The sequence below is a fragment of the uncultured Alteromonas sp. genome (genome assembly GCF_963976965.1).
Lineage (GTDB): Bacteria > Pseudomonadota > Gammaproteobacteria > Enterobacterales > Alteromonadaceae > Alteromonas > Alteromonas naphthalenivorans.
Genome location: NZ_CAXBMP010000024.1, coordinates 35111 through 58254, shown reverse-complemented (window position 1 = coordinate 58254; position 23144 = coordinate 35111). Strand labels below are relative to the sequence as shown.

Here is a 23144-nt window from a genome sequence, read left to right as displayed (position 1 = left end):
TAAAACTCAATTTTTACGTTGAAACTCACTGGTTTCTTTCCAGGCTGGCCACTGCTCGGCGTTAGCAACGTTAAAACCTACATCAAACAATAGCTGTGTGTCTTGCACAATGCCGCTTAAATCCCAATCGTCACGGTATTGGTCACATACTTGGTGATAACAGCCCGTTACAATCACATTCATGCGTTTACGGTATTTAGCCGTTGTTTCGTCAGCCGGCTCATTACCACCTTCTGCATACAGGGCAGGCACGCCTTTTTTCGCAAAGCTGAAGTGATCGGAACGATAATAGTAGCCAGCTTCAGGACGATCTTCCTGCGTTAACGTTCTGCCTTGTTTATCAGCTGCAGTTTTAAGGTAATCTTCTAAATCTGACTTTCCCATGCCTACCACGGCGACGTTCTTGGTTTTACCTAACACGTTCATGGCATCCATATTGATATTGGCCACCGTATCTTCCAGTGGAATGACGGCGTTATCTGCGTAGTATTTACTGCCTAGTAAACCTTGTTCCTCAGCCGTGACTACTAAAAACGATACAGAACGCTTCGGCGCAATATCTAAGTTGGCGTAGGCTTTTGCCATCGCTAAAATAGCAGCACTGCCTGTAGCGTTATCATGTGCACCATTGTAGATATTGTCGCCTTCTTTAGATTCATCTTTTCCTAGATGATCCCAGTGCGCGGTGTAAATAACATGCTCGTTGGGTAGTTCTGAGCCAGGTAGTGTGGCAATAACATTGTGGCTTTTAGATTTCTTAAATGTATTTTGCACGGTTACCGAAGCATTGATATCCATCGCTTTATGATAAGGCCCAAGCTTGGCTTGATTCTTTTCGTCTTGAAAATTAAAACCTGCGTCAGCAAATACTTTTTCTGCGGCACTTAAGGTTAGCCAACCTTCAATGGCAACGCGGCTAGCGCCTTTGTCCTTAGATACTAGCCCATACTGAGGGCCACTCCAGCTATTCGCCACTACTGACCAGCCGTAAGAGGCCGGAGCCGTTTCGTGAACAATGAGTGCGCCGGCAGCACCTTGGCGGCTAGCTTCTTCGTATTTGTAACTCCAGCGACCATAGTAGGTCATCGTTGTGCCTTGAAACTTCCCACTTTCAGGGTTTTCGAAACCTGGGTCATTCACCAATATCACGACGGTTTTGCCAGTAACATCTAAGCCTTCATAATCGTTCCAGTCGTATTCGGGAGCGTTAACGCCGTAGCCAACAAATACCAGTTCTGAGTTTTCAAGTGAAACGGTTTCTTGCTCACGCTTAGATGAAGCAACCATGTCATCTTTATACGCAAAGCTATTATCACCAATTGTCATGGTCATTTCAGGGTTAGCGGTAATTTCCATTAACGCCACTTCTTGAAGGTAGCTGTCGCCATTACCCGGTGACAATCCCGCCTTTTCAAACTCCCGAGTGAGATAATCCAGTGTTTTTGTTTCACCAATGGTGGTGGGCAAACGACCTTCAAATTCATCAGATGACAGTATTTTTAATGGTTCTCGAATATCTGCATCTGAAATGTTGGCGTAAACTGCGTCGAAGTTAGTCGCGATATGCTTTTTTTGAGTTTGAGTTTGAGTTTGAGTTTGGGTTTGAGTTTCAGGCTGCGTCGTGTCTTTTTCAGGCGCGTTATTGGGGCTGCAAGCACTTACCACTGATACGGCAGTTACCAGCAAGGGCAAAAACATTTTTTTCATTGTTAGTCTCTGTTTGCTCTACAATACCGACCAGTATAGAGAAAACCTTAAGACGAACCAATATTAAGTATGCCAATACCTGTTACTCCTTGGTGTAAACACCATATTCAAGATAATGCGTCTTTACCAGTACATACGCTGTTGAAAGAATTCATGTTGTTAGACGACACTGATTTTCCTAGTGCTGCAAGACTTAACCTTTTGCGTGAAGCGTTTCAACCGCAATGGCAGGGTCCTGCGTTTATAGCGCAAGGAGAGCTTGATAAGAGAACGGCCAACAGTTGTGACAAAAGTACAGAAAATGACAGCCGTTACTATGAAGAAATTATCGCGTGCGACAACTGCGTACCTACGCGGGAAAATAGCTGGCATGATTTGTTCAATGCCCTTATCTGGATCCAATTTCCCGCGACAAAAGCGTTACTGAATGCGCTACACATGCAAGATATTGCGCACCATGGCACACACCCAAGAACCGAGCGACGAAACCGCATTACGCATTTTGACGAATGTGGCGTAGTACTGGCGCTTGAGGAAGGCGACGCGAGTAAATCAAACATGTTGCTGAATACGTTAGCCCAACATCAATGGCAGGATAGCTTTGTTATCCATAGACATGAGTGGGGAACCCACATGACCCCCTTTATTTTTGGGCATGCAAACCTTGAGATGATGCTCTCGCCTTTTATCGGGCTTACGGGGAAGTGGTTGGCAGTGAGTGTGCCTAAAGGGTTTAGCGAGATGAATAAATGGGAACAGCGCCAAGAGGTAGACAAATCATTGGTAAAACGTATCACTGAGCTTGATGCGTTTAACAAATCTCCGCTACTAAAACCTATTCCTTTGCTTGGCATACCAGGGTGGTACGAAAACCAAGATGAAGCTTTTTATAACAATAGCGAGTACTTTAGGCCTATTAGGGCGGGAGCGAAACCGTCTATTCAGCTACCGCTTTTCGACATAACGACGGTTTGAACTCACTTCTTACACCAAGCTTAGGTGTAAGAAGCGCGTTGCAAGTGGTATAGCATACTAGATAAGCGCGAACACCCCCCAAATACCGTAAATCACGACGTATGGCGCAGAAGCAATAATTGCCGCCTTTTTCGTAGAGAATGAGGTCCATTGGGTAATGCCTACCATAGTGAGGTAGATAGTCCAAAACAACTCAACACGAATAGCTTGAGCAAATGCAAACCATGGTGATGTCATTTCGACACCGAGTAGGTAAGAAAGTGACAGTGGAGCAAGTATTGCCGGTGATATTTGATGATCGCCCGCAAACATAATAAGTGCCGCCGCGATAAGGCCTGTTACTACGTAAGGCATAGATACCCACCAGGTAAAACCATACCAATCTGTAAAGCCGAAAACATGACTGTCATCACTGCGTGTCGTTAAATTCAAATAAACAGCAAAAATAGCGTTAACGATAGTAAGAGCAAAGAATGCGCCTACTAATTGGGAAAGCATGAGGGTGTTTCTGGTGAAAAAGGCGCGCATTTGGTCTTCTTCTGCCGGACTCATGGCATCTTGGGCTGCAATATTAATATTTGCAAACCATTCGATATCAACGAAGTTAACGTATAGATATTGAGCCGCTAACGTGATCATCATAACAATAAGAAAGGGGAACCAACTCCAGTTGTTTTTTTCACCGACGGCTTTAAACACGCCATTAGGCCGAAAAAATATATCATTACACGCTTGAAAGGGGTTTGATACCGAATGCATCCGTTGCTCCGAGATAAAATATTATATTAGTTTTGTTTAGGTTACTGATATACCAAGGCTAAGTACAGGAGCGGGTTAAAGAACTGTACCTCTTTTTAGTAAAAACTTGTGTCGAGAGCCTAGCTGAGAAACTCAACTGTACTTACAGCAATGCCAAAAACGTAAAAAGGCCAGTATTACATACTGGCCTTTTGATAACGTCATCTATTGGATAGCTACTACTTAGTAATAGCGGTTTATCGTTACTGACTTAAATACGTTAAGTTCAATAAACACAGCACGATAGCGCTATACAGTAACGAGATAGGTAGCCCTATTCGTATAAAGTGGCTAAATTTATAATTAGCCGCATTAAACACCAATAAGTTCGTTTGATATCCAAACGGCGAAATAAAGCTAGCACTTGCCGCAAAGGCAACCGCTAAGGCGAATGGCATAAGCGGTGCGCCTATTATTTCAACCAGCCCATATGCGAAGGGGAACATGAGCGCCGCTGCTGCGTTGTTGGTCACAAATTCGGTTAATAGTAGGGTAGTAAAATACACTACAATTAACGCAATAAACCAATTGGTGTCGGCTAAGTAGGGAATCAATTGCGCAGTAGAAATGGCAATAACGCCCGACGACTCTAATGAGGTGGCTAAGCTTAATGCTCCAACAATAACAATAATAAGGTTCAGCGGTAAATTACGCTTCATCTCACCGTTGTTCGTTACCTTTGAGCCAATCAATACGGCCGCCAAAAACAACAGCCCGATTGCGAGTGAAATAATATCTGCCGCGGCTAATGTCACAACGGTAAGGAAACCGCCAAGGGTTATCCATTCCTGTCGGTTGGTAAGCGGGCGAGAGATTTTTTGCTCAGACAATATAAAGAAGTTCTTACTTAAATTTTGTCGCGTATTGAAATCTGGGCCAGCGGCAAGTAATAGGAAATCACCTGCTTTAAGTTTTATTTCACCGAGCTTGCCTGATAGCTGCTCGCCATCACGGCGAATAGCCACTACGGCTGAATCGAACAAAGCCCTAAAACCGAGGTTTTTTATGGTTTGTCCAATAATTTGAGCGCGGTTTGCTACCACCACTTCGGTTAAGCTTTCACGCAAAATGCCATCGGTTTCGGCAAAGGTGGTTAACCCTTTTATGTGGCTTAAGTTATCAAGCTTTTGCACATTGCCGGTAAAGATAAGTTTATCGTTTTCAGCAATCACTAGGTCGGGGCCTACGGGAGAAATAAGGTTCCCGTCACGAACCACTTCAACCAAAAATAATTCAGGTAAGTTACGAAGGTGGTTTTGCTCAACGGTTTTGCCAATGAGTTCTGAACCCGAATTTACTTTCGCTTCTACCATGTACTCTTGGTAGTTGTCATTCTTGTTCGCAATATTAGGTAGTAATGGTGTAAGCAAAAACATCAGTACGCCGCAGCTTAAACCGGCTACTAGCCCATATAGCGTGAAGTCAAAAAAGTTAAACCCAGGATGACCATGCTCTTGCAAGAAACTATCTACAATTAAGTTGGTGGAGGTACCAATTAGGGTGACTGTTCCACCGAGTATGGCGGCATAGGAAAGCGGAATAAGTAAGCGCGAAGCAGGGTGATATTGATTCTGCTTAATAGGGCCTATAAGGCTGGCCACAATAGCCGTATTGTTTAATAGCGCTGAAGAAATGAAGGTGAGTGAAAACAATTTCCAATATGATTTAGAGAAGCTCGTACTCACTAGCTTTCTACCAATACGCTTTATTAACGCAGTTTTATCAATTGCACTGCTGACTAGCAGTAGCAAGACAAGGGTTATTAACCCTTTGTTGGTTAAGTTCAGCAAAATGTCGTCAAGCGACAACTGCTGAGATACCAATAGTAATAACACGGCGCCTGAAAAAACAGTAGACGGGCGCTGATTTGAAAAAATCAGCGCAAAAATCGTGCTGGCGAAAATCGCCAGCACGATAAACTGGTTAATATCCATATATTTTCCAGTCCTGCTTTTACAGCTTGCTAATGTCCACAGCGCTCCAATGAGGGAAGTGCTTACGTACTAGTGCATTAAACTCTAATTCAAACTCTGAGAAGTCTGGAGAAGCGTGTTGTGCATCTTTAGCAAGTTCATCAATGATCATACCTGCACCAACAGTACTGTTAGTCATGCGATCAATAACGATGAAAGAACCAGTAGGGCGATTACGCTTGTACGGGTCGCACGCTACGGTTTGGGTAAATTTCACATCTACCACACCAATTTCATTCAAGTTAAGGTGCATCGCGTCTTTTTCTTCAAGGGTGTTCACATCAATTTGGTTATCGATATGAGACACAACACCTGTCGTTGACTTGGTCGCAAACTTAAACAAGAACTGCTTGTTTGGCATAAGTGGCTCTTCGTCCATCCATACCAAATGTGTTTTAAATTGGGTAGAAAGTAGTGGCAAGTTACCTGATTTAACAATCATGTCGCCACGTGAAATATCAATTTCATCTTCCAGTGTAAGGGTAACCGCTTGAGGTACATAAGCACGCTCTTGGTCGCCTTCAAAAGTCACAATCGATTTTACTTTCGACGTTTTTCCAGAAGGAAGAGCAGTTACTTCGTCGCCTGGTTCAATTTGACCAGATACCACCGTACCGGCAAACCCACGAAAATCTAGGTTAGGGCGGTTAACGTATTGAACAGGGAAACGGAAATCATCATGATTATCGTCTTCACCAATTTTTGTGTTCTCTAGCATCTGCATAAGCGGAATACCATCGAACCATGGTGTGTGTTCGCTCACGTTTACTACGTTATCACCTTCAAGTGCAGAAAGTGGTACGAATTGAATATCTGGAATATCCAATTGCTCTGAAAACTTCAGATAGTCTTGCTTGATCTGGTTGTACACTTCTTCAGAGTAATCCATCAAGTCCATTTTGTTGATAGCAACAATAACGTGCTTAATACCTAACAAAGATACTAGGAATGAGTGACGCTTAGTCTGTACTTTTACACCGCCACGGGCGTCAACAAGTATGATGGCAAGGTCGCATGTAGATGCGCCAGTTACCATGTTACGTGTGTACTGCTCATGTCCTGGAGTATCAGCAATAATAAACTTACGCTTATCAGTAGAGAAGTAGCGGTACGCTACGTCAATCGTAATACCTTGCTCACGTTCTGACTGAAGGCCATCAACCAATAAGGCTAAATCGACTTTCTCGCCAGTTGTACCTGACTTTTTGCTGTCTTTAGTAATGGCAGCAAGTTGGTCTTCATAAATCATTTTTGAGTCATGAAGTAGGCGACCGATTAGGGTACTTTTACCGTCATCTACACTTCCGCATGTAAGGAAACGTAGCATGTCTTTTTGTTCGTGTTGCTCAAGGTAAGACAGTATGTCTTGCTTTAATAAATTGTTTTCGTTGTTCATGTTATGCGCTCACAAGGAAAAAGGGGTTTAACACAGACTCTTTTTGGTTGTAAGTAAGAGCGTCGGCGTTGTCATTTAACGGATCGTTCGGGTCTAGCACAGTCACATTGGCACCTGCGGCTAGGGCTACAGCATGAGCTGCGCCTGTGTCCCATTCGGAAGTTGGGCCTAAGCGAGGATAAAGGTGAGCTTCACCTTCAGCCACTAGGCATAACTTTAATGAACTACCCATGGCCACTAATTCAGTTTCACCCTCTAGTTGAGACAGTAAATTTTGAATTTCAGGGCTTTGGTGAGAGCGGCTACCTACTATTTTCCATACTTCAGCACCATCGTGCTTGCGTGCAGAAATAGCAGTAAATTCGCCGTCTACTTCAGTCCATGCGCCTTCACCCACAATACCTACATAGCTTTTGTTAAGTGCCGGTGCGTACACCACACCCATGGTAGGTTTGCCGTCTTCAATCAACGCAATGTTCACGGTGAATTCACCATTCTTTTTAATGAATTCTTTCGTGCCGTCAAGCGGATCAACAAGCCAATAAGACTGCCATTGTTTGCGCTCATCCCATGAAATGTCTGCCGACTCTTCAGATAAAATAGGAAGGTCAGATTCTTTTCCAAGGGCATCAACAATTACGTTGTGCGCCGCTAAGTCAGCTTCGGTTAGCGGGCTGGTATCTTGTTTTTCGTAAATAGCGAAATCTTTATCGTAAATCGCCATTATCTTATCGCCTGCTTCTTTAGCAATGCGAAGAATGGTTTGTGCCAGTGTATTAGTCATTGTATTAGCCTGGGCCATTACACAAGTCCTTTTTCTTGCAGTAACGCATATAAGCGTTCAGCAGTTTGCTCTGCAGGTTCATCTTGATACGTTAAATGTATCTCAGGCTTTTCCGGTGCTTCATAAGCAGAGTCGATACCAGTGAAATCTTTAATCTCACCGCTACGCGCTTTTTTATAAAGCCCTTTCGGGTCGCGCTTTTCACACACTTCGATAGGTGTGTCGATAAACACTTCAACGAACTCACCGTCTTCTAAAAGACCACGGCAATAGTCGCGATCCGCTTTAAAAGGAGAGATGAACGCTGTTAATACCAGCGTGCCAGAATCGACAAATAGTTTTGCTACTTCACTGATTCTGCGAATGTTTTCTACACGGTCTTTATCGCTAAAGCCCAAGTCGCCACATAAGCCATGACGCACATTGTCACCATCTAATAGGTAAGTGTGCTTAGCTTGCTCGTGAAGCTTCTTCTCAAGCAAGTTGGCCAGAGTTGACTTACCAGAACCACTTAGGCCGGTAAGCCAGAACAGGCGAGGCGATTGATTCAGCTTTGCAGCGCGGGTGGTTTTATTCACCTCATGCTTGTGCCAAACAACGTTGTCGGTGGCCATTAGAAATACCCTTCCATTTTCTTCTTCTCCATAGAGCCAGAGCTATCGTGATCGATCACGCGGCCTTGACGCTCAGAGGTTTTAGTCAGTAGCATTTCTTGAATAACTTCTGGCAAGGTAGCCGCAGTAGATTCAACAGCACCCGTTAGTGGGTAGCAACCTAGCGTACGGAAACGTACTGAACGCATTTCAGGCGTTTCGCCTTCGTTCATTGGCATACGTTCGTCATCAACCATAATCAATACACCATCACGCTCTACAACAGGGCGAGGCTTCGATAAGTAAAGCTGAGGAATGTCGATGTTTTCTAGGTAAATGTACTGCCAGATATCAAGCTCAGTCCAGTTAGACATAGGGAATACACGAATGCTTTCACCTGGGTTAACTTGAGAGTTGTAGATGTTCCAAAGCTCAGGACGTTGGTTTTTAGGATCCCAACGGTGGTTGCTATCACGAAATGAGTAAACACGCTCTTTCGCACGAGATTTCTCTTCGTCACGACGTGCACCACCAAAGGCAGCATCAAACTTATATTTGTTTAATGCTTGCTTAAGTGCAGCAGTTTTCATGATATCAGTGTGCTTTGCTGAACCATGTGAGAACGGGCCTACGCCTTGTTCAACACCTTCTTCATTAATGTGTACTAGCAAATCGAAACCATGTTTCTTGGCTTGCTGGTCACGAAACTCAATCATTTCCTGGAATTTCCACGTAGTGTCTACGTGAAGCAATGGAAATGGAATTTTACCAGGGGCAAAAGCTTTGCGCGCTAAATGCAACAACACCGAAGAGTCTTTTCCAACAGAATAAAGCATTACCGGATTATCAAATTCCGCAGCAACTTCACGGAAAATTTGAATACTCTCGGCTTCGAGTTGTTTCAGATGCGTAACAGACGGGATACTTGCAGTCATTTTCGAGTCCGATTTATGTTATATAAGATTAAGTTATATACGAGTTATTTTTATGCATAGAACAATAACACATTTATTTACTAATGTAGTATGCGATTTAGCTATTTAAAATAGCTGCCTTATTCCAAGAAATAAAACTGTCATACAATTTTGGCATAAGCGCCGAATTTTCAGTCAAAGGTCGCCGGTGTTACATACTCTAATTGTCAGAAAATAGTGCAATTGTTAACGGGTGAAACCTACAAAAAAGCCCCGTAAAACGGGGCTTTATATAATTTCCTATCGACTATCTATGTGATTCAAGTTTCTTTTGAAACGCATCGAAGGTTTCAAGCACCCCTTCTCGAGGCGTACCTGATTTGCTCAATATTATAATGGTCAGACTAGATAGGATGAACCCAGGCACAATTTCGTACATCCAGCTTCCTAACGATTCTCCGTTAATAGTTACCGGTAGGTAAATCCATAATAATACGGTAACCGCACCCACAATCATGCCGCCAAGGGCAGCACGACGGGTCATTTCACGCTTGAACAAGCTGAATAATACCAGTGGACCAAATGCCGCACCGAAACCAGCCCACGCATTACTCACTAAATCAAGAATACTGCTGTCTCTGTCGTAAGCTAAGAAGATTGCAACAAGGGCGACCGCCACCACGCTAACGCGACCGGCAATGACCAATTCCTTATCAGACGCATCACGTCGAACAAAAGTCTGGTAAAAATCGTTAGTTAATGAACTTGATGTTACTAACAGCTGAGATGAAATAGTACTCATGATGGCAGCGAGAATAGCTGCTAGCAAGAAGCCACCAATTAGTGGGTGGAAGAGGATTTGAGATAAGTAAATAAAGACAGTTTCAGGGTCAATATTGTTCCCATTGCCCGTCACATAGGCTAGGCCAAACAAGCCTGTCATTAGCGCGCCAATAATAGAAACTATCATCCAACTCATGCCAATTCTTCGTGCCGTTGGAATATCTTCTACAGAGCGAATTGCCATAAAACGTACAATAATATGTGGCTGTCCGAAATAACCAACACCCCAAGACATCAAAGATATGATACCGATTACCGAGATAGCCTCATTGGTAGATGCATCCATAAAAGCATTGAATAGGGCAGGGTTAATAGTATCAAGTGCATCAATAGAAGCGCCTATACCACCTAATTCAGTGATGACCACTGCTGGCACAAGTATTAGTGATATAAACATAATACAGCCTTGCACGAAGTCAGTCATACTGACTGCCATAAAGCCACCTACCAGTGTGTAAGCAACCACTACGCCTGCGGTAACATACAAACCGGTTTCGTAGGAAAGACCGAATGAGGTCTCAAATAGCTTTCCACCTGCGACTACCCCTGAAGAGGTATAAAGGGTAAAGAAAATAACAATAACAACCGAGGCAATAACACGAAGTAATCGAGAGTTGTCAGCAAATCTGTTTTCAAAGTAATCTGGAAGAGTAATAGAGTTATTCGCAACTTCGGTATAAACCCTTAGACGAGGTGCAACTAAAATGTAATTGGCCAATGCGCCTAATACTAAGCCAACGGCAATCCACGCGGCAGAGAGACCTGAAATGTACATTGCACCGGGAAGACCCATGAGCATCCATCCGCTCATATCCGATGCGCCTGCTGATAGGGCTGTGACGGCGGGACCGAGTTGCCGGCCGCCTAGCATGTAGCCTTCTACATTTGTATCTGTTTGGCGGTAAGCGAAAAGGCCAATACCCAGCATGACAGCAAAATAGAGCCCCAATGAAATGATCGTACCCGTAGCCATATATATTCCCTATGTTTTTTCATGCAATGCTACCATCAATAGCAAAGACTCTCTACGTAAGTCATTAACCTTGCATATGTTGGATACGTGCAAACCCCAATAAAGTTTTCTAAATGTAGAAACCTATCAAGGCCGAAATGGACGTTGATTTTATATGTTTTCATTCAAATAAGCGGGGAACGACATGGTTTCTATCTTACCTCTGCCGGTACTTTTGGCGCGATAGAGTAAGTTGTCGCACGCCTTAATAATCTTATTGATATTACGTTCGCCTTTTACCTGAATGACGCCGGCAGAAAAGCTAGCACTAAATGTAGAGTCAGTTGCTGACCAATTCTTATTGCTCTCTAACGATTTTTTTATGTCTTCAAGCAAGGCATTCGCGTTTTCTTCTGTTGTATCGTGCAAATATAACAAAAACTCTTCACCGCCATAGCGGCAGAACTTATCTGTCTTTCTAATACGCTGGCGAACAACTTGCCCAAATTTTGTTAGTACTTCATCCCCAACCACATGACCATATCTGTCATTGACCTGCTTAAAGTGGTCTAGGTCGATGAGCACTAAACAGGATGCAATTTTGTTGGACATAGGTTTTGCGATTTCTTTGAACATAGCACGTCGAAAAAGGGCGCCTGTTAGCTCGTCAATTTCACTGGCTTGAGCACGCGAACGCTGTTCACGCCAAAACCAGAAAAGTAAAAACGTCGACATCAGGGCAGCTAACGCAAAAGTGAGGGCTTGGAATCGCTCCGCTTTTAACTTTAAGGTTTGTTTGTCTTTTAGTCGTGCCATTTCTTGCAACTTGTTAATGGTGATGTCTCGTTGCAACGGTGAATCGATGTTTAACTCATCCAATTGGGCATATGATCCATTTGGTTGGCTTCTAATAAAATCGTATTCATGTTGGTGGAGAAGAGCATTCTTAAAATCACCTCTTAATCTATATAGGTCGCTAAGATGAGCATGCTTACTCAACAAAATAGATGTGCTGTAAGAAGAGTGCTTGGCTTGTGAGTTAAAATCCGAAGTTAACGTGTCCATCGCCTTTTTAAATTCAGCGTCACTGCCTTCAAGTGCTAAATAAGTTGTCTTGAGTGCGGAAAGTACGGGTAATAGGTTCATATTGGTTGGAAGAGCAATGCCTTCAAAGTGAGACAAATTCTCAGTTAACGCTATTATTTGCTCTCGATCGTTCGGCTCATCTCGGTGTAAAAAAACACTTACTTTCAACCATAAACTGAATAGAGTTTGTGGAGCACTTTGTTTTTTATAGAAACTTGTTCAGCCTCATCCACCAATGTGAAAGCATCATCGAATCGCTGTAAGTGGTTTAGACTATTGATTACTCCAACATAGACATATGACGTAGCAATGTCGTGTTCCTTGCTATCTTCTATGACAAATTGCTGATGAGTGACAGCGCGACTGTAGTCATTAAGGGTGGTATAGGCATCGGCGAGCCATGAGTGCGCCATTCTTTTATTAAGTGAAGTCTCTAGGCCGTTCTCTAAGTCAATATGTTTTAAGAAAGGTAGTGCATATTCGATTTCCACAACCGCTTTCATTTGATTTATTTCCGAGTATTCCATAGCAAGCCAAATACTCGCTATGGCGGCTGCGTGATGATCCGAAGTTTTTAAGGCTTCTTGTTTAAGCGAATAGAGTAGGGGAATACTGTACTCTAGACGTTCACCAGTATCTAAATGAGCATTCGCAGTTTTATACATAATAAAGACCGCTTTTAAAGCAATATACCGGCTTACATTAATATTCTTAAGGTACGCCCAATCAGCTGGCGATGCTTCCTCAGCCAAATCTAGGGGGATTTTTGAATCCGATGTCGATAAAGAACCATCTAAGTGATAAAGAACAGTTTTGATTACCTTGCCAATCTCTGATGAATCCTGCTGAATTTCGCTAGCTAAGATTAATTTTGTAATCTCATCGTCACTCAAACCAGAAGGGCTATTCCACATGTACATGATGGTGTTAACGAGGTTGCCTAATTGACGAAATTTTTCTTCTTCGCTTAATACGTTGTTAGCAACCGCATTCACTGACGTAAGGGTAATTAGTAACGCAAAAAGATAGGTAAGGGCTTTCTGAAAAAATAGTAACAAAAGGGGGGAACAGCACAGCTAAAGCATTTATTCATAGGGGAATACGCGTTTTCTTATTACCGCAAGAGTGAAACCAAGACAGCGAAAACGAAACCAGATGTTATTTTTATTAGACGATAGTATAAAGTAAACTATGCAGTGTTTAAATATTCCTACTCGATAGCAACGCTATTTTATCTTATACATTAGTATAAAAAATCGGCCGCGAGGGCCGATTATAAATTGTAAATCTAAATCGTGGTGTAACGCTATTTAAAATAAGCTGACACCGCTGTTTTGGTATAGCATACGCTAAGCAGAAAAGTGAATTCTGTCGGCAACGGCCTTTTTCATTTCAGTTAAATCGGCGCCTTTATTACCCACTACCATAATATTTGCATGCTGCATTTTTATGCTTTCGCCATGGTATTGCTTGTCTTCAAACTCAGCCGGTACTCTTACATCACCTCGCTCGGGTACGATAAACACTGACATCTTGCCTTGTGGGGTATCAACAATAAGGTGCAAACTTCTCACTGTGCTCAAGTGACAGTAGTTTACCACTTCAACATCACCAATCATGTCTGTGAAGGTGCCACCAAAGCTGGCTAATTTTGCATTAACTTGCTCTAAATCTACAGGTAATAACGTATGTGCTCGCTCAGTCTCTGCGTATTGCATGTGCGCGAGAGCTTGCCCCCCAATACTTACAGGTTGGTGATACCACATGGTAAAGCCTATTCCCACCGTAAAGGCAATACTTGCGGCCATAGCCACATACCAGCGACTTCGCTTCTGGTAGATTGCAAATTCGTTCGCCGATTGCTGCCAAATAAGTTTGTGCTTTAAATCTTCAGACACATCTACTTTTACAGCTTGTTTTAACTGCTTATCGAATTGCTTTTGTTCGTTCCAGAACTTGCGCTTGCTTTCATCAGCTTTCGCTGCGGCGATAACATCACTGTCAGTGGTTTCTGGATCGGCGTAAATTCGACGCCTAAATTCTAATTCATCCATTTGCCTGACCTCTCTGTTCATTTTGCCTTTCTAACGCCTCTCTCAATTGGTTTCTTGCTCGAAATAATCGTGTCATTACAGTATTTTTATTTAAATTCAGTTGCTGTGATATTTCATCACCGCTAAACCCAAATATAAGTTGTAATACAAGGGGCTCTCGGTATTCGTCGCTTAACCCGCCTAATAGACGATGCAGTTCTCTGTCTTGTACATCGACTTCTGCATCTTGGGTTTCATCATGCACCGACACATCATCAATATCGACAGTATCGAATTGCTTACGTTCGAAACGACGAGCATTTTCACGGCGCAGTATGGTAATTAACCATGACTTGGCCGCTTTTTCATCGTTGAGTGAGTCGAGTGAGCGCCATGCTCTTAAAAAGGTTTCTTGCACAATATCTTCCGCAACCGAGCGGTCTTTAACCAGCCAGTATGCATAGCGAAATATATCTGCGTGAAACGCATTGACGAGCGCTTCGTATCGTTTGTGTTTTGCTTTCATGTTGGATAAGACCTGACTGCTTCCAGATCTATTTCGTGCAAACATAAAAAATCCCACATTTTTTTAATTTTGTTAATTATGACACAAAAAAGCAGCCGGAAGGTTATCCTTAAGGCTGCTTTAAGTTTCATTGCTAGAGGTTATTAAATTGCGTAGAAAGCGGATTTAATAACAAACGCGTCTAATGTTAGAACCCGTTTAATTTTGAAATACACAACTAGCTAACTTTTTTACTGGCTATCCAATTGTTGATATTTTCTTCTAAAATTGAAAGCGGAACAGGGCCATGTTTAAGTACTTCATCATGGAAACCGGCCCAGTCGAAATTATCACCTAGCTCAGTCATTGCTTTTTCTCTAAGCTCCATGATTTTGAGCTTACCAATCATGTAGGCTGTTGCTTGACCCGGCATGGCGATATAGCGCTCAATCGCTTTTTGTGCATCGTATTGTGGGTTAGGCGTATTTTCAACTAAGTAAGTTACCGCTTCTTCGCGACTCCACTTTTTAGCATGAATACCGGTATCAACAACCAGTCGGCATGCACGCCATAATTCCATCGCAAGGCGGCCAAAGTCAGAGTAAGGGTCTTGGTAGAAGCCCATATCTTTAGCAAGCTCTTCGGAATAAAGCCCCCAACCTTCGGTGTAGGCTGTAAAGCTTAAGAATTTTTGGAACTGAGGCACACCCTCAAGCTCTTGTGCTATTGCGCGTTGCATATGGTGACCTGGAATACCTTCATGGTACGCCAATGCTTCTAGTTGATAGGTTGGCATTGCGCTCATGTCGTAAAGGTTTGCGTAATAAGTGCCTGGGCGGCTGCCATCTTGCGCAGGGCTTTGGTAAAACGCCTTACCGGCTGATTGCTCACGGAACGCTTCAACACGTTTAACCACCATAGGGGCTTTAGGAAGAATGCCAAAGTAATCTGGTAGTGCTTCGCGCATATCGTCAATGGCTTTCGTTGCGTCATCTAAATATTGCTGACGTCCGGCCTCAGTGGCAGGAAGATAAAATTGTTCATCTTCACGCATAAATACGAAGAACTCTTGCAACGTGCCTTCAAATTCCACCTTTTTCATAATATCGCGCATAGCTGTATGAATACGCTCAACATTCTCAAGGCCTATCTGATGCACTTCATCGGCGGTTAAATCAGTGGTAGTAAACCAGTTTAAGCGGTTCTGATACCATTTATCGCCATCAGGCAAGCGCCATACACCATCACCTTCAGGGGTAATGGTTTTTTGATGTTCTAATTCTTGAATAAAGTCTTTGTAAGCCGGCATAACAGAAGTAACTAGCGCAGCTTTTGCTTCACCCAACAAGGTTGTTTTCTCTACATCATCAAGCTCAAGGTTATCAACCTTGGCATTAAAGTCTTCCCAAATAGTGGAAGGCGTATCGCTGGTATCAAAAGGGGCGCCTGTCACCACGTTCTGTGATGCAGCAATCATCTGATCATAAGCCCAAGCAGGGGGAAATACGCCAGCTTGCTCACGTAGCTTCATCTGACTAATGACTTGTTTGAAATACTCGCTCACATTGTCTAAACGGCTTATATAAGCTTGGGCGTCTTCTTTGCTTTTTACGCTGTGTATATTGATAAGGAAACTAGGGACTTGAGTATGCGCGGCACGAAATTGGTGTACGACATAGCTATGATGACGAAACTCGTCGTTAGCTAAATCTCTTTCAATACCTAATTTATACAAACGAAGGCTTAATTTTTCTTGCTCGTTCAGCTTAGTCGTATCGAAACTTTCAATAGTTTCAAGGCGGTTTTTGGCCTTAGCAATGTTCTTTTCTTTTTGCTCCTCAGAAACATCATTCCACTTGTCGTAGTCCCACTTAATGCCTAAATAGCTTTGAAACATAGGCGAGCTTTTAAGGTCTTCTTCGAAAGTACGCTCAAAAAAAGCATTAACCCGTGCGGAGTCAGTTTGAGTTTCAGTTTCTATTGCTGGGGCCGGTTGCTTGGCGGTTTGGCTCGTTTCTGATGCGGGTGAACAAGCCATTAGCCCAAGCATTGCAATAGCAATGGGGGATAACGATAACAGTGGTGCTTTCATGAGTTCTCCTGGTTAGGTGGTCGCGGTAGTATTGCTACCGTCTATTTTTTAGCTTTCTCTTTAAATTCGTACCCCTAGCACGAGTTAATGCTTATTGATAAGCCACTCGTGCCTAGCAGTCCAAGTAAAGCGCCTTTCCTTTGCGCAGTATCTAGGTAGAGGGGTACAAATTAGTTAAGGTATTTTTACCAGACTTCTTGTTTTTTAACCAAGTATCTCTGGCGTTTTTAATCGCACTTTGCATCGATTCTGGTTTCCAATCGCCTTTCGACTGACTAAACCGCGTTTGCTGCAATGCATTTAAATGAGGCTGAATCTCACTAGTTGCACCGTGGTCGGATGGATTTATAAACCCTCTTTGATTAGGATATAAACACTTCAACCAGGTTTGCAATGCTGGTGCAATTGCCGATGTATTACTCGCTTTTACTGACGCCATTAACGACTTAAATGCCGCCGCTTCATCACCTGAATTCGCTGCTGAAAAAGTATTAGCGGAAGTGGCCGTATAATCTGGCTTTTGCTTTCTTTGCATTAGATAAGTCGCTATCCAAGCGATAGCCGTGATCACCCAGAGGGCTGCAAATAGCCAAGTTAAGTAATGGGGAGTTTGCGCTTCGCCATTATTGGCTACTGAATTTTGTGATTCACTATTTAGCCCGCTATCACTTTCAGTTTGGCCAGCTTGATTAGCTGGCATTGAGGTTGCGTTACTAGCCGATTGATTATCGAAACCTGACTGTGTAGGCATAGAAGGTGACGTTGCACCAGCATCTGGTTGAACGTTGGCTGGCTGAACGGTGACTGTGCGGGCCGGGATAGTCGCATACTCTGTCTGTTCGGTTAAGGTATTAAACCAAGGAATAGTGACTTCCGGTAATACAAAGCTACCTGCTTGAGTTGGGATCACCGCCAGTGAACTTTTACGTTGTGCAATCAGCGTACTGTCTTTTTCTACCGTGGTAGTAGAGGATTGATCTGGATACAACTTAAAGTGAGGAGGATAAAACTCTGGTATTTCTGGTAACTGTTCTTCCACTACACCTAGTGCCGTAAGCGTGACCACGCGAGTGATCGGCTCGCCGACTACAAAGGCATCACCTTGGGGCCATTCTTCATCAACCCGTGCCATTTCAGATGGCAACCAGGGGTAATCAATACCCGCGGGGATCGGTTTAATATTTACCGTAATATCGGGTCCAACACGGTTAACTTGCTGAGTTCGGTTGAACAATCCAAAACGCTGATTAGTATTAGCGGCAGCCACTTCTGCAGTAAAAACTGGCCCTCTAATGGTAAATTCACCTGAAGCTTGGGGCACAATGGCAAACTGGCGTTCGATAATTTGGTAACGTCTACCATTTACAATGTCGGTATATTGTTTGTCATCACCTAACTGCTTTATTTCGGCGTTTTGCATGGTGGGTGATTGCAAACTCCCGCGCTCAATATTCGTCGCCAAATGCAGTTTTATGGTGTAGAAAAGCTGTTGGTTTAAATAGGCTTCTTTTAAATCAATATCGGTAGTCACAAAGTAATCGCGCGCGACATTATCAGACTGTTGAACAGGAATAACACTCACCGACATAGGCGCAGATTGTTTGCCTTCTATGTTAATAGCCGGAATGGTAAAGGTACCTTCTTTACGCGGAAACAAGGTGGTAGTCCAGGTAGTGGTTTTCTTGGTGTCGAAGTTCACAATAGATGTTTGACTGCTTACCGACGTTCTACCAACAACGAAGTCTTTTAGTAATATTGAGCTATCAAAAGACTCACGGTCTGCGCCGCCATTTGCCACAACGGTTAACCGAATAGCCTCATCAAGCATAACCGGATTTTTATCGATAGTGGCTTCAACCGAAGTCACATCTGCCAGCACAACCATGCTGCGTAAAAGTAAGAAAAGGGTTGTAGTGAATAAAATTGCTTTCATCTACCAATCACTCCGATTTGAAGGCATGCGTTGTCTTTGGCGCTTCTGCGCTTCTAATTGCATTTTTCGTTTTAATAAGAACGCGGGGTCATCTGGTACTCTGCGCATTAAATTTTCAAGACGTTGCTGTTGTTCTTTTTCAGCATCTGTCATCTCACCAGCTTGGGCCATGGCTGCATCGGTTTCTTGCTGGGTTTCATCTGTACCTTCTTCATTTCCAGTATTTTGTGGGGTGCCTGAGTCTTCTTTGTCGTTTTCTTCACCGTTGGCACCATCTTGCGCGTCCGACTCATTTTGGTTCTGACTATCATCTTGTTCACCCCCTTCATTTTGTGAAGATTGGGGGTCATTTTGGCTATCACTTTCATCACTAGCATTTTGATTATCAGACGCGTTCTGCTCGCCATTTTCTTCAGATGAGTCTTCACTGTTTGAACCATCATTACTTTGGCTATCTTGGCTATTATCGTCGCTACCTTCTTGATTTTCACCTTCGCCAGAATCTTGTTGGTTGTCACCCTCATTCGATTGCTGATTTTCTTGATTTTGCTGTTCTTGTTCTTCTTGTTGCTGCTTCAACTGTTCCAATAACGCTTTATTTTCTGCAGCATCTTGATAATTAGCATCTAGTGATAGCACTTCATCATATTTGGCGATGGCCTCATCTAGCTTGCCCAGGCGAGCCAATGCATTGCCTTGGTTGTACAAACCTTCAATACCGCCTTGTTGTTGATAAGCGGCAAGTGCCTGTTCGTAGTCGCCGGCTTTGTAATGTGCCGCGCCTTGCCACGCAGGGTCTTCAAAAGTAGAGGCGGCTTCATCAAATGCGTTATCAGCGTAGTTTGCTAACCCTTCTTGATTGGCATTTAAAAAAGGTTTTTCCCACCACGACACTGACGAGGACGTCGAATTCTCTGACGGCGGTTCTTGGGCGACAGATTGCGCCATCACAGATTCACTGCTCATCGGCATGTAGATGGCTGCTATGACTGCAAACACTAAACCTCGCCGAAACCCAAGGGCTATTAAGGGAAGTAAACCCAATAATAGATAGGGGCCAAATTCGCGCCATTGGTCGCCTTCGGTATCACTCGCACCTTCCTCAGATTCGCCGTCTCTATCAAGTAACGACAAGGAAGCGAGTGAAGTAATATCGTTATCATTAGTGGTGATTTCACTAAATTTACCGCCGCTAGCTCTTACAACGGCATTGACTGCACTGCTATTAAGTTTAGGGATCACAATAGCGCCACTTCTGTCTTTAAGTAATTCACCTGTTATCTGCCTAATAGGAGCTCCGTCATCTGTTCCTACCGCCAGCGCATTTAAGGTGAAAGGTAATTCGGCCACGTATTCTTGTAGTTCTTGTTGCTGGCGAAAGTCAACGCCATCGGTTATCCAGTAGATCATACCTTTACCGTAGCCAGCGTTCGTTAATAACTCAGCTGCGGTTTCAATACCTAACAAAGGGTCGCTACCAGGAACGGGCATGATTTCAGGCGATAGACTTGGAAGCAGGGTAGTGATATTGGCTGCATCTTGAGTGAGTGGACTCACTACAAACGCGTCTCCCGCATAAGCCACTAAACCCATTTCGCCTTCGCCTATTTGATTTACAAGATCGATGGCTTTGTATTTTGCACGGGTAAGTCTATCTGGGGTAATGTCGGTAGCACGCATCGACAGAGACATGTCCATCACGATGACATGGCCCATTTTCAGTTGATAAACCGGTTGGGGGAGGCGTTCCCATGTTGGGCCTGCTAAGGCAACAACCGCTAGCAACCATCCTAATGCAAGCAGCCAGAATGGGGGCTTCTGCCCTTTCGTAAATTTCCCTATCACCATATGCTGGTATAAATGTGAGGGTATAACCGACTGCCAGCCCGACTTTTTCGACGTATTTCGCTTAAGAGCTATATAGAGTATAAGCGCGGGAATAAGTGCTATAAACCACTCGGGTCGCAAAAAATGGACATTGTTAATAAAGTCTTCCATTACACACTTTCCTTTTTATCGCTTGATGAAAGAGGTGTGCGTGACAGTGATTTAATCAATGTACTTCCAATCATTACTAATGCCCATAAGGTAGATAAAGCTAAGGCTACCGCCAATGGAAAGTAGAAAAGAGCGGTAAGTGGCCGCATTTTGCGTGCTTCACCCTGTATAGGTTCTAATGCATCTAACTTTGCGTAAATGGCTTCTAATTCATTTACATCTCTAGCGCGGAAGTATTGCCCGCCTGTAGAGGTAGCAAGGTCACTAAGCATGTCTTCATCTAACTCCTGCGAGGGGTTCACCTGTCGGCTACCAAAGAAACTTTGAATAAGCATTTTATCTGCGCCTACGCCAATGGTGTAAACCTTCACTTTTTTATTTACCGCCAACTCTTTTGCTTGCTCAGGAGTAATAAAACCAGCGGTGTTTTGTCCATCGGTAAGCAAAATAAGTACATTGTTTGACTCTTCTTTTTCATCAAATCGTTTTACAGCCAAACCAATAGCATCGCCAATAGCGGTTTGCTCTCCCACCAAACCAATCACAGATTCGCTAAGTAAAGTCGAAACTGTATCTCTGTCATAAGTGAGTGGCGCTTGAAGGTAGGCTGTATCGGCAAACAATATTAAGCCTAAACGGTCACCCACGCGGCGCTGGATAAAATCGTACAGCACAGACTTTGTCATGGTCAGTCGATTCACTTGCCTGCCATTTAACTCCATGTCATCAATTTTCATACTGCCGGATAAATCTACCGCCAACATCATCTCTCTGCCTTCACTCGGAATGCTTATGGGCTCTCCCAACCATTGAGGGCGTGCCGCTGCAATTACCACGCAGAGCCAAATTAGCGATGCAATAACCACCGGGATTTTGCTGCTTTTAAGCGGTGAGGGAGTGTCTTGAATACCCGGCCTTAAAGCAGGCACTTGTAGGGCAGCCATTACGTGCTGGGGTTTCGCGGGCACTAAATATCGAACCAGTATAGGAAGGGGAAGTAGGAACAAAGCCCACCACCATGCGAACTCAAGCATGGGTTGCCTCCTTACCTTTTTGCTGTTCAAACGATGATGGCTGCTGTGAAGCGCGCAATCTCTTATTATTAGAAGGCGAGGTGACGTTAAAGTGTTTCACCCACGCAATTGCTGCTTTACTACATTCGTTAAAATGCTTGTTATCACATTTGGGCGCGTACTGCTGCGAATGCAGCGTTGATAGTGAGTCGCTCATAGTATTTTTGCGTCTTTCTGGCAGCGTATTCAATAGAAAATCATGCCAACTGTTCCCATAAAGCCCTGCTACTTCTTGTGGTTTGAAATAGGTCACGGCGGTACGTTTTAGTACACTATTGATTTGCATAGGCCAGTTTTCATCTAAAGATGAGATACTTCCAAGCAGTTTTAGTGCATCGCGACGAGGCTTGTTGAATTTACGCTTTTTAACAAGATAAATAATGAGACTTATTGTGCCTGCTAAAAATAACGCAATTAAGCACCACCAGCCCCAGTCCAGAGGCCAGATGTCTACATTGTTAGGAACGTGTATATCTTTAAGCTGTGCAAGAGGATCGGTTTGCGACATACCTTGGGCTGATTGCATCAAAAGCGCTCCTGTTGCATGCCTTGAATTTGGGTATCAAGAGGCAGTCCCGCAGAAATATGGTAACGAGAAATATTTGCTTGTTTAAGCGATTGTTCCATTGCACTGTTTTGTTGTTCACGCCAACGTTGATAGGTATCTTCTTCTTTTCTGTCACCTAATAGCCATCGTTGTTGGTTAATGCCATCGGAAACGCTTACCCGTTGAATGGAGCGAGTTTGAGGCAGTGTATGCTCAATAGGATCGTCGACAATAATTGCTCTCACTTCACAATGACGTGAAAGCTGACTTAAATGCTGCTGTGCTGCACTGCCTAAATGCTGAAAATCAGACAGTAGGTATACTAGGCTACCGGGGCGAGCTAACCGACGAAGTCGAGCACACGCATCGGCAAAGGCTTGGACATCAGCCTCATTACTCGCTACCTGCTCATGGCTAGTAGCATGTAAATCCATCAATTCGTGACAAATGTGCAAAACAGCTCGTTTTCGAGCAAGGGGCTTCACTTCTTTATGCTGGCTTTGGTTAAATAACAAGGCACCTACTTTATCGCCATGGGCTGCCGCAGACCAACTTATCAACGAACAGATGTGGGCAACCTGCATAGATTTAGTCAGTAATCGTGTGCCAAACATCATTGATGGCGAGAAGTCGCAAAACAAAAATACAGGGCGTTCTCGCTCTTCACGGTATATTTTGGTGTGGGTTTTACCGGTACGGGCGGTAACTCGCCAGTCGATTGCTCGAATGTCGTCACCTGGTTGGTAATGTCTAGCTTCATCAAACTCCATGCCTCGACCTTTATGTTTGGTCAAATAGCTACCGGCAAGGCGAGCTTGAGGCGAGCGCTTGGGCGCAAGACTAAATAATTTTGCCAACTGCTGATACCGCAATAGTTCAGCAGTAGACAAATTAACCCCGTTGGTTTGCAGTAACGCTAACTGCGAATGAACATCACTCATC

At 43.7% G+C, this 23144-nt stretch carries 19 protein-coding genes; 1 reads left to right on the top strand and 18 read right to left on the bottom strand.

Annotated elements, in window-relative coordinates; all coding sequences use genetic code 11:
* Nucleotides 1-6 precede the first annotated feature (6 nt).
* Nucleotides 7-1707, bottom strand: a complete 1701-nt coding sequence (locus AAC006_RS16205) for a M28 family metallopeptidase (RefSeq protein WP_339891887.1) — start codon at nucleotides 1705-1707, stop codon at nucleotides 7-9.
* Nucleotides 1708-1776: 69 nt separating this feature from the next.
* Between AAC006_RS16205 and AAC006_RS16200 the strand changes: the two genes are divergently transcribed.
* Nucleotides 1777-2682 (top strand): DUF3025 domain-containing protein, encoded by a 906-nt coding sequence (locus AAC006_RS16200; protein ID WP_126871902.1) that lies wholly within the window; start codon nucleotides 1777-1779, stop codon nucleotides 2680-2682.
* 57 nt (nucleotides 2683-2739) lie between these two features.
* Here the strand turns inward: AAC006_RS16200 and AAC006_RS16195 are convergent, their stop codons facing one another.
* The 17 genes from AAC006_RS16195 to AAC006_RS16115 all read right to left on the bottom strand — a co-directional run bounded on the left by AAC006_RS16195 (nucleotide 2740) and on the right by AAC006_RS16115 (nucleotide 23143).
* A complete protein-coding gene (locus AAC006_RS16195) occupies nucleotides 2740-3441 on the bottom strand; it encodes a YIP1 family protein (protein ID WP_013784940.1) in 702 nt (233 codons plus the stop codon).
* Nucleotides 3442-3683: 242 nt separating this feature from the next.
* Nucleotides 3684-5414: an SLC13 family permease gene (locus AAC006_RS16190; RefSeq protein ID WP_013784939.1), complete on the bottom strand. Its 1731-nt coding sequence runs from the start codon at nucleotides 5412-5414 to the stop codon at nucleotides 3684-3686.
* A gap of 19 nt (nucleotides 5415-5433) precedes the next feature.
* Nucleotides 5434-6849, bottom strand: coding sequence for a sulfate adenylyltransferase subunit CysN (gene cysN, locus AAC006_RS16185; protein WP_013784938.1), 1416 nt, complete (start codon nucleotides 6847-6849; stop codon nucleotides 5434-5436).
* A gap of 1 nt (nucleotide 6850) precedes the next feature.
* Entirely contained in the window at nucleotides 6851-7633 is a 783-nt protein-coding gene (cysQ, locus tag AAC006_RS16180; RefSeq protein WP_041452969.1) for a 3'(2'),5'-bisphosphate nucleotidase CysQ, read from the bottom strand.
* Nucleotides 7634-7650: 17 nt separating this feature from the next.
* Nucleotides 7651-8247, bottom strand: a complete 597-nt coding sequence (cysC, locus tag AAC006_RS16175) for an adenylyl-sulfate kinase (RefSeq protein WP_126871901.1) — start codon at nucleotides 8245-8247, stop codon at nucleotides 7651-7653.
* On the bottom strand, nucleotides 8247-9161 hold the full coding sequence (gene cysD, locus AAC006_RS16170) for a sulfate adenylyltransferase subunit CysD (protein WP_013784935.1): 915 nt from the start codon (nucleotides 9159-9161) through the stop codon (nucleotides 8247-8249). Before cysD ends, cysC begins: the two co-directional genes overlap by 1 nt.
* 286 nt (nucleotides 9162-9447) lie before the next feature.
* Nucleotides 9448-10956 (bottom strand): sodium/proline symporter PutP, encoded by a 1509-nt coding sequence (gene putP / locus AAC006_RS16165; protein WP_339891885.1) that lies wholly within the window; start codon nucleotides 10954-10956, stop codon nucleotides 9448-9450.
* Nucleotides 10957-11106: 150 nt separating this feature from the next.
* Nucleotides 11107-12189, bottom strand: a complete 1083-nt coding sequence (locus AAC006_RS16160; RefSeq protein ID WP_338456179.1) for a GGDEF domain-containing protein — start codon at nucleotides 12187-12189, stop codon at nucleotides 11107-11109.
* Nucleotides 12186-13079: a hypothetical protein gene (locus AAC006_RS16155; RefSeq protein ID WP_288389602.1), complete on the bottom strand. Its 894-nt coding sequence runs from the start codon at nucleotides 13077-13079 to the stop codon at nucleotides 12186-12188. Before AAC006_RS16155 ends, AAC006_RS16160 begins: the two co-directional genes overlap by 4 nt.
* Nucleotides 13080-13370: 291 nt before the next feature.
* Entirely contained in the window at nucleotides 13371-14075 is a 705-nt protein-coding gene (locus AAC006_RS16150; protein WP_288389603.1) for a DUF3379 family protein, read from the bottom strand.
* Nucleotides 14068-14625, bottom strand: coding sequence for a sigma-70 family RNA polymerase sigma factor (locus tag AAC006_RS16145; protein WP_288389604.1), 558 nt, complete (start codon nucleotides 14623-14625; stop codon nucleotides 14068-14070). Before AAC006_RS16145 ends, AAC006_RS16150 begins: the two co-directional genes overlap by 8 nt.
* Before the next feature lie 172 nt (nucleotides 14626-14797).
* Nucleotides 14798-16651: a DUF885 domain-containing protein gene (locus tag AAC006_RS16140; protein ID WP_126871898.1), complete on the bottom strand. Its 1854-nt coding sequence runs from the start codon at nucleotides 16649-16651 to the stop codon at nucleotides 14798-14800.
* Nucleotides 16652-16802: 151 nt separating this feature from the next.
* On the bottom strand, nucleotides 16803-18584 hold the full coding sequence (locus AAC006_RS16135; protein WP_126871897.1) for a BatD family protein: 1782 nt from the start codon (nucleotides 18582-18584) through the stop codon (nucleotides 16803-16805).
* Nucleotides 18585-20582, bottom strand: coding sequence for a VWA domain-containing protein (locus AAC006_RS16130; protein ID WP_126871896.1), 1998 nt, complete (start codon nucleotides 20580-20582; stop codon nucleotides 18585-18587).
* The gene (locus AAC006_RS16125) at nucleotides 20582-21616 is read right to left on the bottom strand and encodes a VWA domain-containing protein (protein WP_126871895.1); all 1035 of its coding nucleotides are present in this window, start codon (nucleotides 21614-21616) and stop codon (nucleotides 20582-20584) included. Before AAC006_RS16125 ends, AAC006_RS16130 begins: the two co-directional genes overlap by 1 nt.
* Nucleotides 21609-22181 carry a DUF4381 domain-containing protein gene (locus tag AAC006_RS16120; protein WP_126871894.1) on the bottom strand — a complete coding sequence of 191 codons (573 nt, stop codon included), beginning with the start codon at nucleotides 22179-22181 and terminating at the stop codon, nucleotides 21609-21611. The genes AAC006_RS16125 and AAC006_RS16120 overlap by 8 nt, the downstream gene beginning before the upstream one ends.
* The gene (locus tag AAC006_RS16115; RefSeq protein ID WP_126871893.1) at nucleotides 22181-23143 is read right to left on the bottom strand and encodes a DUF58 domain-containing protein; all 963 of its coding nucleotides are present in this window, start codon (nucleotides 23141-23143) and stop codon (nucleotides 22181-22183) included. Before AAC006_RS16115 ends, AAC006_RS16120 begins: the two co-directional genes overlap by 1 nt.
* Nucleotide 23144: the final 1 nt, after the last annotated feature.

What these genes read in the sequence shown, in the direction of transcription:
- AAC006_RS16205 (WP_339891887.1), bottom strand. Translation starts at nt 1,707, where the DNA reads ATGAAAAAAATGTTTTTGCCCTTGCTGGTAACTGCCGTATCAGTGGTA.
- AAC006_RS16200 (WP_126871902.1), top strand. Translation starts at nt 1,777, where the DNA reads ATGCCAATACCTGTTACTCCTTGGTGTAAACACCATATTCAAGATAAT.
- AAC006_RS16195 (WP_013784940.1), bottom strand. Translation starts at nt 3,441, where the DNA reads ATGCATTCGGTATCAAACCCCTTTCAAGCGTGTAATGATATATTTTTT.
- AAC006_RS16190 (WP_013784939.1), bottom strand. Translation starts at nt 5,414, where the DNA reads ATGGATATTAACCAGTTTATCGTGCTGGCGATTTTCGCCAGCACGATT.
- cysN (WP_013784938.1), bottom strand. Translation starts at nt 6,849, where the DNA reads ATGAACAACGAAAACAATTTATTAAAGCAAGACATACTGTCTTACCTT.
- cysQ (WP_041452969.1), bottom strand. Translation starts at nt 7,633, where the DNA reads ATGACTAATACACTGGCACAAACCATTCTTCGCATTGCTAAAGAAGCA.
- cysC (WP_126871901.1), bottom strand. Translation starts at nt 8,247, where the DNA reads ATGGCCACCGACAACGTTGTTTGGCACAAGCATGAGGTGAATAAAACC.
- cysD (WP_013784935.1), bottom strand. Translation starts at nt 9,161, where the DNA reads ATGACTGCAAGTATCCCGTCTGTTACGCATCTGAAACAACTCGAAGCC.
- putP (WP_339891885.1), bottom strand. Translation starts at nt 10,956, where the DNA reads ATGGCTACGGGTACGATCATTTCATTGGGGCTCTATTTTGCTGTCATG.
- AAC006_RS16150 (WP_288389603.1), bottom strand. Translation starts at nt 14,075, where the DNA reads ATGGATGAATTAGAATTTAGGCGTCGAATTTACGCCGATCCAGAAACC.
- AAC006_RS16145 (WP_288389604.1), bottom strand. Translation starts at nt 14,625, where the DNA reads ATGTTTGCACGAAATAGATCTGGAAGCAGTCAGGTCTTATCCAACATG.
- AAC006_RS16140 (WP_126871898.1), bottom strand. Translation starts at nt 16,651, where the DNA reads ATGAAAGCACCACTGTTATCGTTATCCCCCATTGCTATTGCAATGCTT.
- AAC006_RS16135 (WP_126871897.1), bottom strand. Translation starts at nt 18,584, where the DNA reads ATGAAAGCAATTTTATTCACTACAACCCTTTTCTTACTTTTACGCAGC.
- AAC006_RS16130 (WP_126871896.1), bottom strand. Translation starts at nt 20,582, where the DNA reads ATGGAAGACTTTATTAACAATGTCCATTTTTTGCGACCCGAGTGGTTT.
- AAC006_RS16125 (WP_126871895.1), bottom strand. Translation starts at nt 21,616, where the DNA reads ATGCTTGAGTTCGCATGGTGGTGGGCTTTGTTCCTACTTCCCCTTCCT.
- AAC006_RS16120 (WP_126871894.1), bottom strand. Translation starts at nt 22,181, where the DNA reads ATGCAATCAGCCCAAGGTATGTCGCAAACCGATCCTCTTGCACAGCTT.
- AAC006_RS16115 (WP_126871893.1), bottom strand. Translation starts at nt 23,143, where the DNA reads ATGAGTGATGTTCATTCGCAGTTAGCGTTACTGCAAACCAACGGGGTT.